The organism is Streptosporangium sp. G12 (assembly GCF_052983175.1).
Window position 1 is genome coordinate 22,987 of sequence record NZ_JBRIQO010000028.1, and the last position, 15,704, is coordinate 38,690.

Here is a 15,704-nt window from a genome sequence, read left to right on the forward strand (position 1 = left end):
CCCGCCGGCCCCCGGCTCCCTCAAGCTCCCCTCGGCCGACACCGGGCCGGGAAACGGTGAACCCGCCGGAGCCGGTGAGCGTATCTGAAGGATGTTGACACATTCGCGCCAGACCGGTGTCGCCAGGAACGCCCGGGTGGTCGCCACGGTGATTCTCGCCCTGTCCTTCTCCCTCGCCTGCAGCGCGGACCAGCCCGTGAGCTCCCCCGCCGCCGCGGCCGGAATCGCGGCCCCCGCGGGCCCGCCCCCAACCGTCGAGCAGCTCGCCAAGAAGGTCGACTGCAAGCCCCGGATCCAGGTCGACGCGGTCGACATCCGGACGGGAGCCTGCAAGACCTCCGTCGGCCAGTTCTTCATCAGCACCTTCGTCACCCAGTCCGGCAAGGACCAGTGGATGGACCAGGCTCCGGAGTACAACCCGCACCTGGTCGGGGAGCTGTGGACCGTGCTCGGCGCCAGGAAGGTCCTGGACGAGCTGCGCGTGACGCTGGGCGGAGACCTGCACCTGACCGACCACCGGGTGACCCCGACCCCCACGCCGCCCGCCGGGTGACGAGCGCGGCCGGCCCGTGCCGGGCGAACGCGCCCGGCACGGGCCGGGGCCGCGACACGTCCGGGCACCCGCCCGTCGGACATCGCTTGCCATAGCGGTGCTAGATGTGCGAGCGGCATTATTGCTAGCGGGGATCGGCTCGATAGCGGTGCTAGCATCTGCGGGATGTCCACACAGGAGCGCCGCGAGCGCGAGCGGGCGCGACGCCATCGGCTGATCGTGACGGTCGCTCGCGAGCTGGCCGAGGCCGAGGGATGGGAGGCGGTCACGACGCGCCGTCTCGCCGAGCGTATCGAATACAGCCAGCCGGTCCTCTACAGCCACTTCGCGGGCAAGGACGCCATCGTGGCGGCCGTCGCCCTGGAAGGCTTCGCCGAGCTCGCCGCCGAGCTGGGCAAGGCCCGCGCGACGGCCGGTACCCCGCGCGAGGCGCTCGCCGCCCTGACCCACGCCTACGCCGGCTTCGCCCGCCTGAACCCGTCGCTGTACGACGCCATGCTCACCCTCGCCGTCGACCTGCCCTTCGGCCGTCCCGACACCCCCGCCCCGCTCCAGGCCGCCTTCACCGAGTTCCGCGACGCGATCGCCGCCTTCGCCGCCGGCCGCGACACCGGCATCCTGGCCGAGGTCGCCTGGGGTTCCGTGCACGGTCTCGTCACCCTCACCCGCAGCGGCCGTCTTCCGGCGGACCACCACGAGCGACGGCTGGCGATGCTGATCGACCAGCTCGCCGCGTCCGCCGACCGGCGGTAGCCCCTCGGATTCCCCGCCCGGTGCCGGTGGTCTCGCGCACGCGTTTCCCGCCGGGCTCCCGGGTTCTCAGGGAGCGCGAACTTTATCCCTGAATGAAATAGATACGGCATTGCCTGCTGATTCGCCGGTCCGTAGCATCCGTCCCATGTCCATCACACGTGAGTTCGCCTACGCATCGCCCTCGCGTCCCGCTGACGGCGAGTGCGTGTGGTATCGCTCCAAAGGCGATCTCTACGACCTGATTCGCACGGGCAGCAACGGAGATTTCCGCTATCACATCTTTCATGCCCGCGACGGCCGCTATCTCCAGGCCTTCGCCTCCTGGCAGGACGGCCTGGAGTGGATCAAGGAGCGGGTCGAGGACGAGTAGTGCGGTCCGGCCGGGATCCGCGGCCCCGGTGCTCGCCGCGCCGCACGCGGAACTCCGGGGCGGAGCCGGGTCCTGGACGCCTTCCGGCGGGCACGGACATCCGAAGCCGGTGCCCGCCGGGACGGGGAGTCAGGGCACCAGGCGCAGCGCGGGGCGCTGGTCGGGCAGGTCGAGCAGCTCGCGCACCCGGGAGACGGGCCAGGCCAGCTGGGCGGCGAGTCGCGCCATGGTGAGGCCGGTCTCGGAGACGGCCAGGTCGAAGGCCCTGCGCAGCAGCACGGGCTGCTCGCCGGGATAGCCGCTGATCGGCTCGGCGGCGAAGCCAGGCTGGTCGCGCAGCGTCTTGAGCCGCTGGTAGGCGCGGCTCGCCGCCGAATCGGAGATCAGGCCGACCTCGCGGCAGCGGTACAGCAGGGAGTCGACCGACACGCCCCAGGTGTGCTTGAGCTCGACCAGCCTGCGCAGGTCGAGGCGGCCGGGCAGCTCCGGCAGGATGCTGTCGCGCGGGGTCAGGAACTCGGCGGCGAAGACGTCGGCCTCCCGCTCCTGCTGGGTGTCTCCCGACGCGGTGTCGCCGTGCAGAACCAGGTGCCCCAGCTCGTGGGCGGCGGTGAAGCGGTAGCGGTGGATGTCGTCGAACCGGTTGGCGGTCAGCACCACGATCGGACGGGGCAGCTGGGAGGTGGAGAAGGCGTCCACCGTGGTGGCGTCCTCGTCGGGCGGCGGGAGGACCACGACGATCCCGTGGGCCTCCATGTGCCGGACGATGTGCGACAGCGGGCCGGTGCCCAGCCCCCAGAGTCGCCGCAGGGCGCGAGCGGCCTGGGCGGGGTCGCTGGGAAGCTCCACGCCGGAGTGGACCTCGCCGCCGGAGAAGCCGGGGAGGGCGACGTGCGGCAGCCTGACCTGCCTCTCCAGGGCGTGGGCCAGCTCCCACACCTGCTCGACGAAGGCCGCGGCCTTGGCCCGCTGGTGCGCGCGGGTGGAGCGCAGGCTCCTGAAATGCGCCATGGACCCGTCCAGCTTGCCGTGCGGCCGGCCCAGCAGGAAGAACGCCGGCGGTACGCCGAGCGCGTCGGCCAGGCGGGGAACGAGGTCGGGCCGGGGACGGGTCATGCCCGTCTCGTACTGCCCCACCGCCGCGGGAGTGACGCCGATCCGTTCGGCCAGATCCTTCTTGGTCATCCCCGCGAGCTGTCGCGCCTGGGTCAGCCGTCCCTGGTCGAACGCGTCCGCCACGGCCTGCGGGCTCGGCCCGCCGCTCCCGGAGACGCCGGGAGCGCCGAACAGAGGGGGCTGGTTACGGTTGCTCATTGTCGCCGGTGACCACGGTTTCCTCGGGTGCCTCGCTGCTTACGGGGAAGATCTTGCCACTCTTCCGCTCGACCGGAGACCTCGTGCTCAACGCGAGGGTGGGTACGAGGCCGTCGTCGAAGCGTGACGCGGCACCGGGCTCGGCCGTCCACCGGCCACGGACGGCCCCGGGGGAGGCGGCGGTCAGCGGGATCGGCTCGTGGTGCAGCCACCGGATCCTGCCGAACTCGTCGATGAGTTCCGCCTCTCCCCAGTAGAGCCGCAGCAGGCCGGCCTGCGCGTTGCCCGCGTAGGCGATCGGGACCAGCCGGGTGTCGCCGGGCAGCCCGGTGAGGGCGGGACGCACCGTGGCCGGCCCGTCCGCCCCGGCGGACAGGTCCAGCTCCTCCTGCGCGGGCTGGACGGACTCCTCCCCGAGCGTCAGGTCCAGCTCCTCCTGGCGGTAGGAGGTCGCCGGGCCGAACCGGTCGAACAGCTCGCGCACCAGCGAGGAGATCCGGCCGTCGCTGACGCGGGCCTCGGAGATCGGTGTGCGGTCGTCCTCGGCGTAGCGGAAGGGCAGCAGCAGGTTGCCGCCCAGGACCACCAGGTGGTGCGGCGAGCCGTGCGGCCTGACCAGCTGGAAACCCGGCTCGTCGCGCAGCCCCTCGGCGATCGCCTCGTAGCGCCTGGCCATCATGGTGAAGCCGTAGGTGTACCGCTTGTCGCTGTGCCCGGAACTCTGCGCGTCCTGCGCGTTGCCCATCGCCTCCAGCAGCGACGCGGCCAGCCGCCCGCGTACGGCGTCGGCGCGGTCGCCGAACCGCTCGCTCGCCCAGCTCGACACCCGGCCCGGCACCCGGTCCGCCCCCTGGCCGGGCACCCGGCCCGACCTCGTCCTGCCCGGTCCCTCCTGGGACGATCTCGGGGACGACTCCTGGGACGACAACGACGACCCCGCGCCCATCGGCGACCTCCGCTCGGACTTCGTTCCGTGCCGGGCGATCGTCGCCGACACTTCATTTCCGCGCATCATACTCCCGCCGAAGCTCTAGTTGATGTTGCGTGTCTCTCGTGTCGCGGTTGGTGACGGTTGACTCCCCGCCGGGACCGCGGCCGGGCCGATCCCGGCAGGCAGGGGCGAGGATTAGGGGTCGAGGGTGTGGAGCCGGGGCTAAATGAACTGTGAACTGTCGGTGGGACAGGCAATGATTGCTCCCATCATGGTCATCTCCCCGTCCCTCCCGTTCACCGCCACGACGTCCCCGAGCGGCGACATCGTGGTCTTCTACGTCGGCACCGAGCCCCGCATGACACCGGAACAGGCGCTCGCGTTCGCCGACATGCTCCGTGACCTCGCGACCGGCGTGCGACGTCCCGTCCTGGCCGGAACGTCGGCCGGCGCGCATCGGCTGTCCTGATCGAGAGGCCTCGCCGGTCCTGGCCGGGTGCTCGCCGGTTCTGACCGGCGCTCGCCCGTCCCCGCTCGTCCGCGCCTGCCCTAGCCCGCCCTCGCCCGCCCTCGCCGGTCCCCGGTGCCGGACGGGCGAGGGTTCCCGCGCGTCCGGGACCGGTGTCGCGGCCCCGGCTTCGACCGCGGCCCCGGCCCCGAACCCGTCCCGGGACCCGGAGCCCGACCCCGCTCCGCACCGGAGACCCGCGGCCACGCCCGGACCCTGACCTCGGGGACCTCGGGGACCTCGGGGACCTCGGGGACCTCGGGCGGGACCGGAGCGCGCCACGGGTGCGCCGTGGGTATTCATGGCAATCCCTTTCACTCTCCGTGGTCATTGCGTAACGTTCTGGCTGGCGAGGCTTCCGGAGGGCAGGCCGTCTCGCCGATCCGCCCACCCGCTACTCCGTCGCGGTCCCGGCGTCCGATGCCCAGGGCGTTCCCGAAAGCGTCGAAGTCAGATATGGAAGGACAGAACATGCAACCCTTCGAGCTCCCTGACTTCTACCTGCCGTATCCGGCCAGGCTGAACCCCCACGTGGAGACCGCGCGCGAGCACACCAGGGCCTGGGCGCACGACATGGGCATTCTCGACCCCGAGCTCGGCATCTGGGACGAGCACAAGCTCGACGCCATGGACTACGGCCTGCTGTGCGCCTACACCCACCCCGACGCCCCCGCCGCCGAGCTCGACCTCATCACCGACTGGTACGTGTGGGTGTTCTTCTTCGACGACCACTTCCTGGAGACCTTCAAGCGCAGCGGCGACCTGACCGGGGCCAAGGAGTACCTCGACAGGCTGGCGGCCTTCATGCCGGTGCGTCCCACGGGCCCGTCCCCCGAGCCGGAGAATCCGGTGGAGCGTGGCCTCGCCGACCTGTGGGCCCGCACGATCCCGGCCATGTCCGCCGGCTGGCGGGCCAGGTTCGTCGAGAGCACGAAGAACCTCCTCGACGAGTCCCTGTGGGAGCTGGCCAACATCAACGCGGGACGCGTTGCCAACCCGATCGAGTACGTCGAGATGCGGCGCAAGGTCGGCGGCGCCCCCTGGTCGGCCAACCTGGTCGAGCACGCGGCGGGCGCCGAGGTCCCGGCCGCCGTCGCCGCGAGCAGGCCGATGCGCGTGCTGAGAGACACCTTCTCCGACGCGGTGCACCTGCGCAACGACCTCTTCTCCTACGAGCGCGAGGTCGGCGAGGAGGGCGAGCTCAGCAACGGCGTGCTGGTCTTCGAGCGCTTCCTGGGCTACGACACCCAGCGGGCCGCCGACGCCGTCAACGACCTGATCACCTCCCGGCTGCACCAGTTCGAGAACACCGTTCTCACCGAGCTGCCCCCGCTCTTCGAGGAGCACGGCCTGGACCTGAGGTCCCGCCTCGACGTCCTCGCCTACGTCAAGGGGCTCCAGGACTGGCAGTCGGGCGGCCACGAGTGGCACATGCGCTCCAGCCGCTACATGAACGGGGCCTCGCGGGCGGCCCCGGTGGCCCCGGCCCTGCTCGGCGGGCCGACCGGCCTGGGTGTCTCGGCGGCGCGCATCAGGCTGGCGCCCGGCGTCACGGGGCCGGGGGGCGTCAGAAGCCACACCCACGTCCCCCTCCGGAAGGTGGGGCCGCTGCCGCTGCCCGAGATCTACATGCCGTACACCGCCCGGATGAATCCCCACCTCGACGCCTCCCGCCGCAACGCCGTGGAATGGGCGCGCGAGATGGGGATGTTCGAGCAGCTCCCCGGCTTCCCCGGCCTGGCCGTCTGGACCGAGCACAAGCTCGACACCTACGACTTCGCCATCTGCGCCGGCGCCATCAATCCGGACGCCCCCGGTCCCGAGCTGGACATCTCGACGTTCTGGCTCACCTGGGGGACCTACGCCGACGACTACTTCCCGGTCGTGTTCGGGCCGCGCCGCGACATGGCGGGCGCGAAGGTGTTCAACGAGCGGCTGTCGGCGTTCATGCCGCTGGACCTCTCCGCCACCCCGCCGCCGGTCAACCCGATCGAGCGGGGCCTGGCCGACCTGTGGTTCCGTACGGCGGCCCCCATGTCGGAGGCCGCGCGCGCCGGGTTCCGCCGGGCCGTCGAGGACATGACGGAGAGCTGGCTGTGGGAGCTGGCCAACCACATCCAGAACCGGGTCCCCGACCCGGTCGACTACATCGAGATGCGCCGCAGGACCTTCGGCTCCGACCTCACGATGAGCCTGTCGCGGCTGGCCCACGGCCAGGCGGTGCCGCCCGAGATCTACGACACCCGGACGATGCGCGGCCTGGACGACTCGGCCGCCGACTACGCCTGCCTGGTCAACGACCTCTGCTCGTACCAGAAGGAGATCCAGTTCGAGGGCGAGCTGCACAACTGCGTCCTGGTGGTCCAGGACTTCCTGAACTGCGACGCGCGGCAGGCCGCCGACATCGTCAACGACCTGATGACGTCCCGGATGCGGCAGTTCGAGCACATCGTCGCCACCGAGCTCCCGGCTCTCTGCGACGACTTCGACCTCGACGGGGAGGCCAGGGAGGCGCTCAACGGATACGTGGCGGAGCTGCAGGACTGGATGGCCGGCGTGCTGCTGTGGCACATGAAGACGCGCCGCTACGACGAGTCCGAGCTGCGCTACCCGCCCGCGACGGTCCGCCCGGTCGGCGCTCCCGCCGGTCTCGGCACCGCGGCCGCGCGCGTCGGATCGCCGCTACGGGTGGTGCCGGCTCCGCTCCCCTGACAGGACGGGGGGTTCGGGGCCGAAGCCGTCCCGCTGTCTCCCGGGCGGGGCCGGCGCGGCAGGTGGGCGAGGGCGGCCTTGTCGGCTCGCCGGCCTTCTGGAGGGTCACGGCTGCCCGCCGGCGAGGTCAGCGCGCTCGCCGCGTTCTGAAGTCGTACCTGCGCGGCCTGGCGCGCGGCGGTGCCTGCGCCTGCGGTCGCGGCTCCGCTTCTGGCTCCGTCTCCGCTTCCGCCTGCGCCGGCGACTCCGCCCTGATCTCGGGGATCGCCGGCGCGGTGACGACCTCCGTGCGCGGCTCGCCCACGGGTCGCCGCGTGGTCAGGTCGATGACCGTGCCGTGACCGCTGGTCGCGGCGTGCGAGGCGGCGAACAGGATGAGCACGTTCACCAGCTTCAGGAACAGCAGCATGCCCACCGCGCCCGCGACGACCTGGTACGCCGGACTCGCCGAGCTGAAGTTGAGATAGACCTGTCCGATCGTCTTCAGCAGTTCCAGCCCGATGGTGATGACCAGGGCCGGTCCGATCACCCGCCGCGGCGACAGGCGCAGTCGAGGAGGCAGCGTCAGCAACGCCATCGACAGCAGGAGGTTCACGCAGATGCCGAGCACGAAGGCGACCGCGGACAGCGTCCACTGCGCCGGCAGTGCCTCGACCCCGATCGTCTGCCCGGCCAGCCAGGTCAGCGCGGTCTGGGCGCCGAAGGACAGGGTCAGCGAGACCGACAACAGCAGGCCGAGCATGACCAGTACGGCCAGGTCGATCAGCCACCGGAGGAAGAAGTCGCCCGGATACTGCTCCAGGCCCCAGACCGCCCGCATGGAGGAGCGCATCGAGTCGATCCAGAACAGGCCGGTCAGCGGGAGGCCGAACGAGGCGATCACCCCGGCCGTGTCCCGCGCGTCGCGCAGCGCCTGCACGTCCAGCCGCGGGAACGTGTCGCTCAGGTAACCCTCCACCTGGGCGATCGCGGCGGGCGTGTCCAGCACGTGACCCATGATCACGAAGGCCAGCAGGGCCAGCGCGAAGATGGCGTAGAACGCGTAGTAGGTCATGCCCGCGGACAGGCGGCCCGCGTCGGTGCGGTCGTAGTGGACGGCGGCCCGGACAAGGTGGTCGAACCAGCCGCACCGGTGCCGCATCGCGGCCCATGCCCTGACGAACCCGCTGGTCCACCGGCTCGCCCCGGGGGTGGCCTTCATGACGGCGCACTCTACCCTCAGGCGGGCGTTTCACCGCTTGTGAACCGGCCGATCGTGGTGACCTCCGGAGTGACGCGGCTCGCCGTCGTTACCAACTGCCACGAGAGAGCGGGTTCTGGCCCACTTTCGATGATCAGCTACTCAGGGTGAGCTCGGCGAGGGAATCCTGACGCTGCTTCTCTTTGTCGCGATCTTGTGACGGGTCCCTCCGTCACTACCGGATTTGTGCCGGAGGCGTTTGGTCGACAGACCTTCGCGGTCAGGTACGGCGGGCGGCCCAAACGGTGCGTTCGGTGCGTACCGTCAGGTCGTCGCGGCGCAGGATGCAGTGCGGGCTGCTGACGTCGAGGAGCTGGGCGAGCGCGGTGAGGTCCTCGGGGGAGAGCCTGTCGGCGATGACGCTGTGGATGCGCTGCAGGACCCCGAGGGCGTAGCGGCCGATCGCTTTGCTGCGGTCGCCCTCGATGTTCACGGCGATGGTGCATTCGTCTTCGACGATGAAGCCGGCGGCGGTCAGCATCGGGCCCCAGTCGGCGCCGCGGTGGGGCATGTGTTCGGCTTGGCGGCGGTCGGCTGCGGCGTGGACGCGCTCTTCCAGGCCGGACCGGTCCTTGGGGGCGCCCTCGGGCAGGAAGCGGGGATGGCCGGCCAGTTCGACGACGGCGAACAGGCCGCCGGGCGCGAGCGTGTCGTGGACGGTGCGCAGCGCGCGCTCAGGGTGGGTCATGTGGTGCATCGAGGCCGATGCCCAGATCAGGTCCGGTGAGCCGAGGTCGGGCCAGGCGGCTTCATCCAGGTCGGCCTGCACGGTGCGCACGCGTTTCTCGGCGCCGCGGACGCACGCCTTGGTGCGCAGGCGCTGAAGGTGTTCGACGGACGTGTCGACGGCGGTGACGTACGCGTCGGGGAAGCGGTCGAGAAGGGCGAAGGTGCCCGCGCCCGTGCCGCAGCCCAGGTCCACGATCTGACGCGGGCTTGTCTTCAGCGGCAGCCATGCGGTGATGGAGGCTGTGTGCTCGGCGAGGACCTCGGCGTCCAGGTCGAGGATCTCCGCCTGGCCGCTGGTGTCCTGCTCGTGGTGGTGGCCGTGCGAAGCACCGTGGTGGGAGATATGCGTATGTGTTTGGTTCATGCTCTTCACATTAGGAGCTCTATGCGCCAGAAGCGTGACATCTTGCCGTTTGCGCAAGAGGATGGTCGCGGGTGCTGCCTGGCGCGCAAGAGGTCACTGATGCGGAGCCGGTCGTGCGACTCGCGCCGTCATCCGGGAGAGCCTTGAGCGTCGCTGCCGCCGTCGTCGCGCTGGTGGCCGCGGCGTGCGTCATGGTCGAAGAGGCCCAAGATCTCGCAGGGCCCGCCCTCGGCGCCGATCGCGTGCGGCATCATCGTGGGGAACTCGGCGGCCTGGTTGGTCTCGACGCGGAAACGGCGCTGGCCGAGCAGGAGGATCGCGGTGCCGGACAGCACGACGAGCCACTCGCGCCCCGGATGGGCGCGCATGCGGGCGGGGTTGTCGGGCGGGGGGTCGGTCAGGCGCTGGCGCACCACGCTCATGCCGGGGTAGGCCTTCAGAAGCCAGCGCATCCGGCCGTGGGTGCTGTCGATCATCGGGCTGGTGATGACGTCGTCGGTGGCGGTCTCCACGAGCTGATCCAGTGTGGTGTCCAGGGCGCGGGCGAGGGTGACCAGCTGGTCCAGTGCGAGGCGGCGCTGGCCGTTTTCGATACGGCTCAGTGAGGACTGACTGAGGTGGGCGCGGGTGGCCAGTTCCTCCAGTGACCAGCCCTGCGCCACCCGCAGCGCGCGGATGCGTTTGCGCACGAGGCTGTCCAGCTCTCCACTTTCTTGCGTCATAGGCAACATTGTATGCCTTAGGTGCAATGCGGGTTAGCGTCGTGTGCAAAGGGTCCGCACCGTCCGGGACCGCGCACGACGAAAGAGCAGGAGGACATGGCTGTGACGACTTCTCCGTACGCGAGCGACGCACTGCCCGGTGGGACCGTCGACACAGTGGTGATCGGCGGGGGCGCCGCAGGGCTGAACGGCGCTTTGATGCTGGCCCGCTCCCGCCGCTCGGTCGTCGTGATCGACAGCGGCTCCCCGCGCAACGCGCCGGCTGCGGCCATGCACGGCTTCATCGTGCTGGACGGCACCCCACCGCACGAGATCCTCCGGCGGGGCCGCGAGCAGGTGCGCCAGTACGGCGGGCGCGTCGTCTTCGGCGAGGTGACCTCTGCCGCCCCGGCCGCCCCGTCAGCCGACGGGGACCTGCGTTTCACCCTCACCCTGGCCGACGGCCGCGGCATCACCGCGCGCCGCCTCCTGGTGGCCACCGGCCTGCGGGACGTGCTGCCCGAGGTCCCCGGCCTCGGGCAGCACTGGGGACACGGTGTGGTGCACTGCCCGTACTGCCACGGCTGGGAGGTGCGCGATCAGCCCATCGGCGTCCTCGCCACCGGCCCGGCCTCCGTCCACCACGCGCTCCTGTTCCGCCAGTTGACCAAGGACCTGACCTACTTCACCCACGGCACTCCCCTGGACGGGGACACCCGCACGCGCTTGGCCGCCCGCGGCATCCGCATCGTCGACACCCCGGTGCGGGAGGTCGTCAACCGCGAGGACGGCACCCTCGCCGGGCTGCGCCTGACGGACGGGCAGGTTGTGGCCCGCCGCGTCCTTGCGGTCGCCACGCAGATGCAGGCCCGCACCGAGGGCCTGGACGGTCTGAAACTGCCGATGGAGGACCTGCCCGACACCATGGGCCGCCGTTTCGTCTCCGGCATGGCCGGCACCACCGAGGTGCCGGGCGTGTGGGTGGCGGGCAACGCCACCGATCTCTCCGCCCAGGTCGGCGCCTCCGCCGCGGCCGGTGCCCTGGCCGGTTCCCACATCAACGCCGTGCTGGCCGCCGCAGACACCGACGCCGCGCTCGCCGCAGCACGGGACGAGACGCCCGCCCCCTGACATCCCCTTGGGGCCCGGCCGCCCGGCCCGCCCCGCCCTGCGTCCGCCAGGCCCCACCCACCCCTTTCACCCGCCGGCCGGCCCTGCCCGGCACCGGCTCGGCATGCCCATTCTGTGAGGAAATCATGAGTACACCCCAGCCCCGGCAAGCCGCACCGGCCAGTGGCGAAGACATGCCGGACGCGCGTCAGCTGCGTACGGTCCTGATCGCCGTCTCCCTCGCGCTGATGTCGGTCATCGCCTCGGTGTCCGGGCTGAACGTCGCGCAGACCCACATGGCCGTGGAGTTCGGCGCCTCGCAGAGCACGGTCCTGTGGATCATCAACATCTACACCCTCGCCCTCGCGGCGCTGCTGCTGCCGCTCGGCGCCATCGGAGACCGCCTGGGCCGCAAGCCCATGCTCCTCACCGGACTGGGCGTCTTCGGCGTCGCCACCGTCGTCTCGGCTCTGGCCCCGACGGCGGAGGTGATGCTCGCCGCGCGCGTCGCCAGCGGTATCGGCGCCGCGATGGTCATGCCGGTCACCCTCGCCGTCATCACCTCCACCTTCCCCGAAGAACAGCGCGCCAAGGCGATCGGCGTGTGGACCGGCGTCGCCGGCGGCGGCGGCATCCTGGGCATGTTCCTCTCCGCCCTCCTCGTCGACGTCGCCACCTGGCGCTGGCTGTTCGCTCTGCCGGTGGCCCTGATCCTCGTGGCCCTGGCCATGACCCTGAAGGCGGTTCCCAACTCCCGCGAGACCTCGGCCCACCACTTCGACACCGCTGGCGCACTGCTCTCCACCCTCGCCGTGACCGGTCTCATCTTCGTCCTGCAGGAAGGCCCCGAACGCGGCTGGACCGCCCCCGCCACCCTGATCAGCCTCGCCGTCGGCCTCCTCGCCGCCGCCGGCTTCGTGGCCTGGGAACTGCGCCGCCGCGACAGCGCACTGCTGGACGTGCGGCTGTTCCGCGAGCGCGGCCTGAGCAGCGGCTCGATCACGCTGCTGGTGGTCTTCGGTGTCCAGGCGGGCATCGGCGTGGTCCTCTTCCCGTACTTGCAGGCCGTGCTCGGTTGGTCCGGGCTGCTGTCCACGGCCGCCATGATGCCCATGGCCGTCATGATGATGGCCGCCTCCGGCCTGGCCCCCAAGCTCGCCGCGGGAATCGGTTCCCGCTCCACCATGGCGGCAGGCATCGCGCTGGCCGGACTCGGTCTCACGCTCATGGCCCTGTTCGTCTCCGTCGAAGGCGGCTACCTGTCCATCCTGCCCGGACTGCTCGCCATGGGACTGGGCATGGGCCTGTCGATGACCCCGTCCACCACTGCCATCACTGCCTCCCTGCCGCGCGCCGAGCAGGGTGTGGCCTCCGCGCTGAACGACGTCACCCGCGAGTTCGGCACCGCACTCGGCGTCGCTCTGCTCGGCGCGCTGCTGACCAACGGCTACCGCGGCGCCATCGACGACCGGCTGCACGGCATCCCCCGGGGAACCGCAGACACCGCGCGCCAAGGCGTCGCCAACGCTGTCGAAGCGGCCGGCAACGCCGGCCCGCGCGCCCAGGACCTGCTCCACGCGGCCCAGCAGTCCTTCGTCGACGGCTGGCAGCAGGCCATGTGGGCAGGAGCCGCCGTCATGGGCGTCCTGTTCGTCTACATCGCCTTCCGCGGCCCCAGGAACACGACTCCCGCGGTCACGGACGAGACAGAAGCCCCCGAGGCCGTCGCCGCCCGATGACCACGTAGGAACCGGGCGCACAGCGAAGACCTCTCGTGTCCTCGTGGCCGGCACACAGGACCCGACGGCGCCCTGCATCTGCGGCCCGAGCGCGGAGAAGGCCGACGAGCAGCCCAAACGGTCAGCGCCGCGGCGAACTCTCGTGGCAGTTGGCAGCTCGCCGTCGCCCCGGACACGGGCCCCGGCTTCGGCCCGATCCACAACGAGCCGACAAAGGTGTCGTTCTGCCGTAGCGCGAGACGCGATTAACCGTATAGAAATACGTCACCACTTCGTTTAAGGCTTGACGTAAGCGCGGCGGCGGCGAGAGAGCGCTCTCTCGGCATCCCGGTGACGTCACGCCGCCCGGTCTCGATAGGCAGGTCGATGAGAACAGCTCGTGACCAGGATGGACGCGCGACGTCGCGCGCACGCAGAGGCATCTCCTCAGTCCGTCTCCTCGCGCTGGCCACCTCGGTGGCGGCGCTCACCGCCATGGGGCTGGTGGCCGTGGCGAGCCCCGCCGCCGCGCGGCCGGGCGGAGCACCGGATTTCGGGCCCAACGTCTTCGTGTACGACCCGTCGACACCCGCCACCGAGATCCAGGCCAAGCTCGACGAGATCTTCGCGCGGCAAGAGAACAACGAGATGGGCACGAACCGGTACGCGGTGCTGTTCAAGCCCGGCCGCTACGACGTCAACGCCAAGCTCGGCTACTACACCACCGTCGCGGGGCTCGGCCGGTCGCCCGACGACGTCGACATCAACGGCGCGGTACGGGTCGTCGGCCAGCCCGACCCGAGTTCCGAGGCGGGCATCTCCGCGCTCACCAACTTCTGGCGCTCCGCCGAGAACCTGTCCGTGACGCCGACCGACTGGTCGAACCAGTGGGCGGTGTCGCAGGCGTCCCCGATGCGACGGGTCCACATCCGCGGCACCCTCTGGCTGGAGCCCGGGAACGGCGGTTTCTCCAGCGGCGGGTACATCGCCGACTCGAAGATCGACGGGGTCACGATCAACGGCTCGCAGCAGCAGTGGCTGACGCGCGACAGCCAGCTCGGCGACGCCTGGACCAACGGCGTCTGGAACCAGGTGTTCTCCGGCGTGGTGGGCGCCCCCGCGGAGGGCTTCCCGAACCCGCCCTACACGACGCTGCCCACCAGTCCCGTGACGCGCGAGAAGCCCTTCCTGTACGTCGACGACGCGGGCGCCTACCAGGTCTTCGTCCCGGCCCTGCGCCGGAACACCTCGGGCACGACCTGGGCCGACGGCCGGCAGCAGCAGGGATCGTCGCTGCCGATCCGCGACTTCTTCATCGCGAAGCCGACCGACAGCGCGAGCAGGATCAACCAGCAGCTGTCGCGCGGCAAGCACCTCCTGCTCACCCCGGGCGTCTACCACCTCGACCGGGCGCTGCGCGTCAAGCACAAGGACACGGTCGTGCTCGGCCTGGGCATGCCCAGCCTGGCTCCGGACACCGGCGACGCGGCACTGCGGATCGAGGACGTGGACGGCGTCCGGATCGCGGGCGTGCTCGTCGACGCCGGGCGGCGCGAGTCCGAGGCGCTCGTCGAGGTCGGCGACCGTCACAGCCGCCGGGACCACTCCAGGAACCCGATCTCGCTGCAGGACGTCTTCTTCCGCATCGGCGGACCCTGGGTGGGCAAGGCGAAGACGAGTCTCGTGATCAACAGCGACGACACGATCGTCGACAACATCTGGGCGTGGCGCGGCGACCACGGCAACGGGATCGGCTGGACGCAGAACACGGCCGACACGGGCGTCGTGGTCAACGGCGACGACGTGACGGCGTACGGCCTGTTCGTCGAGCACTACCAGAAGTACCAGACGATCTGGAACGGCGAGAGAGGCCGGACGATCTTCTACCAGAGCGAGATCCCCTACGACCCGCCGAGCCAGGAAGCCTGGAACAGCCCGACCGGCAAGGGCTGGGCCTCGTACAAGGTCGATCACAGGGTGCGGAACCACGAGGCGTGGGGCATGGGCGTCTACTCCTTCTTCAACCAGGGTGTGGACATCCGCGCGGACCGCGGCATCGAGGTCCCGAAGACGCCGGGGGCCAGGTTCCACAACATGGTCACGGTCTTCCTCAACGGCAGCGGCGGCATCGAGCGCACGATCAACGAGGCGGGCACCCCCGTCGTCGGTTCGTACGGGACGAGCAACGTCGTCAGCTACCCCTGACCTGACCCACTCGTCCGAGGGCGTGACCCCGTCCGCGGACCCCGTGCCGACCGTCCGCCGGCGCCGACCCGGATTCTTCCGGGCCGGCGGACGGTCACCTCTCCCGCGCCGGGGGCACGGTCACCCTCGGCCCGCGCAGCAACCACCACAGGAACGACGCCTGGATCAGCCCGGCGGCGGTGAGCAGCAGCAGATGCGCGCCGGCGGGAATCGTCTCCGCGGGGATCATCATCACCAGCCACGAGAGCGGCAGGGTCACCAGGATCAGCATGACCGCCGACAGACCCTGGTTGTCCGGCTGGCGCATGCCGACCTCGGCGACGATGTGCGCGGCGATGACGAGCAGGACGTAGAGGCCGCTGAGGACGAAGGCGAGGGTGCCCCGCCTGTACCGGGAAGTGAAACGGGCCAAGCCGCGAACTGGTCTCATGACTCCGACTCTGCCCCGGGGCCGCCGCCGAAGTCCCGGTACGAACACCTGACCTGTCCCGGTACG

The 15,704-nt window shown here is 70.9% G+C and carries 14 protein-coding genes; 8 read left to right on the top strand and 6 right to left on the bottom strand.

Annotation, left to right across the window (positions count from 1 at the left end):
• Positions 1–91: 91 nt before the first annotated feature.
• The 3 genes from ACVCAG_RS35420 to ACVCAG_RS35430 all read left to right on the top strand — a co-directional run bounded on the left by ACVCAG_RS35420 (position 92) and on the right by ACVCAG_RS35430 (position 1,676).
• Positions 92–553 (top strand): hypothetical protein, encoded by a 462-nt coding sequence (locus tag ACVCAG_RS35420; RefSeq protein WP_440065840.1) that lies wholly within the window; start codon positions 92–94, stop codon positions 551–553.
• Between the two features lie 165 nt (positions 554–718).
• A complete protein-coding gene (locus tag ACVCAG_RS35425; RefSeq protein WP_447191175.1) occupies positions 719–1,306 on the top strand; it encodes a TetR/AcrR family transcriptional regulator in 588 nt (195 codons plus the stop codon).
• Between the two features lie 145 nt (positions 1,307–1,451).
• Positions 1,452–1,676 carry a hypothetical protein gene (locus ACVCAG_RS35430; RefSeq protein ID WP_440065842.1) on the top strand — a complete coding sequence of 75 codons (225 nt, stop codon included), beginning with the start codon at positions 1,452–1,454 and terminating at the stop codon, positions 1,674–1,676.
• A gap of 129 nt (positions 1,677–1,805) precedes the next feature.
• Here the strand turns inward: ACVCAG_RS35430 and ACVCAG_RS35435 are convergent, their stop codons facing one another.
• A complete protein-coding gene (locus ACVCAG_RS35435; protein ID WP_440081357.1) occupies positions 1,806–2,990 on the bottom strand; it encodes an ImmA/IrrE family metallo-endopeptidase in 1,185 nt (394 codons plus the stop codon).
• Complete coding sequence (locus ACVCAG_RS35440) at positions 2,977–3,987, bottom strand: hypothetical protein (protein ID WP_440081356.1); 1,011 nt, start codon at positions 3,985–3,987, stop codon at positions 2,977–2,979. The genes ACVCAG_RS35435 and ACVCAG_RS35440 overlap by 14 nt, the downstream gene beginning before the upstream one ends.
• A gap of 190 nt (positions 3,988–4,177) precedes the next feature.
• Here ACVCAG_RS35440 and ACVCAG_RS35445 point away from each other — a divergent pair, with 190 nt between their 5' ends.
• Both ACVCAG_RS35445 and ACVCAG_RS35450 read left to right on the top strand, forming a co-directional pair.
• Entirely contained in the window at positions 4,178–4,390 is a 213-nt protein-coding gene (locus tag ACVCAG_RS35445; RefSeq protein ID WP_440081355.1) for a hypothetical protein, read from the top strand.
• A 510-nt stretch (positions 4,391–4,900) separates the two neighbouring features.
• Positions 4,901–7,141 carry a family 2 encapsulin nanocompartment cargo protein terpene cyclase gene (locus tag ACVCAG_RS35450; RefSeq protein ID WP_447191176.1) on the top strand — a complete coding sequence of 747 codons (2,241 nt, stop codon included), beginning with the start codon at positions 4,901–4,903 and terminating at the stop codon, positions 7,139–7,141.
• Positions 7,142–7,268: 127 nt separating this feature from the next.
• Here ACVCAG_RS35450 and ACVCAG_RS35455 read toward each other — a convergent pair whose 3' ends face one another.
• The 3 genes from ACVCAG_RS35455 to ACVCAG_RS35465 form a co-directional block, all read right to left on the bottom strand.
• On the bottom strand, positions 7,269–8,342 hold the full coding sequence (locus tag ACVCAG_RS35455; RefSeq protein ID WP_447191177.1) for a YihY/virulence factor BrkB family protein: 1,074 nt from the start codon (positions 8,340–8,342) through the stop codon (positions 7,269–7,271).
• Positions 8,343–8,601: 259 nt separating this feature from the next.
• Entirely contained in the window at positions 8,602–9,474 is an 873-nt protein-coding gene (locus ACVCAG_RS35460; protein ID WP_447191178.1) for a class I SAM-dependent methyltransferase, read from the bottom strand.
• A gap of 128 nt (positions 9,475–9,602) precedes the next feature.
• Positions 9,603–10,196 carry a helix-turn-helix domain-containing protein gene (locus ACVCAG_RS35465; RefSeq protein ID WP_440081351.1) on the bottom strand — a complete coding sequence of 198 codons (594 nt, stop codon included), beginning with the start codon at positions 10,194–10,196 and terminating at the stop codon, positions 9,603–9,605.
• A gap of 102 nt (positions 10,197–10,298) precedes the next feature.
• On the opposite strand from ACVCAG_RS35465, the gene ACVCAG_RS35470 reads away from it, so the two are divergent.
• The 3 genes from ACVCAG_RS35470 (at position 10,299) to ACVCAG_RS35480 (ending at position 15,208) form a co-directional block, all read left to right on the top strand.
• Positions 10,299–11,306 (top strand): NAD(P)/FAD-dependent oxidoreductase, encoded by a 1,008-nt coding sequence (locus tag ACVCAG_RS35470; RefSeq protein ID WP_447191179.1) that lies wholly within the window; start codon positions 10,299–10,301, stop codon positions 11,304–11,306.
• A 173-nt stretch (positions 11,307–11,479) separates the two neighbouring features.
• On the top strand, positions 11,480–13,024 hold the full coding sequence (locus ACVCAG_RS35475) for an MFS transporter (protein WP_447191180.1): 1,545 nt from the start codon (positions 11,480–11,482) through the stop codon (positions 13,022–13,024).
• 366 nt (positions 13,025–13,390) lie between these two features.
• Positions 13,391–15,208 carry an adenylyl cyclase gene (locus ACVCAG_RS35480; RefSeq protein WP_440081348.1) on the top strand — a complete coding sequence of 606 codons (1,818 nt, stop codon included), beginning with the start codon at positions 13,391–13,393 and terminating at the stop codon, positions 15,206–15,208.
• A 94-nt stretch (positions 15,209–15,302) separates the two neighbouring features.
• Here ACVCAG_RS35480 and ACVCAG_RS35485 read toward each other — a convergent pair whose 3' ends face one another.
• Positions 15,303–15,638, bottom strand: coding sequence for an SCO4225 family membrane protein (locus tag ACVCAG_RS35485; protein ID WP_447191181.1), 336 nt, complete (start codon positions 15,636–15,638; stop codon positions 15,303–15,305).
• Positions 15,639–15,704: the final 66 nt, after the last annotated feature.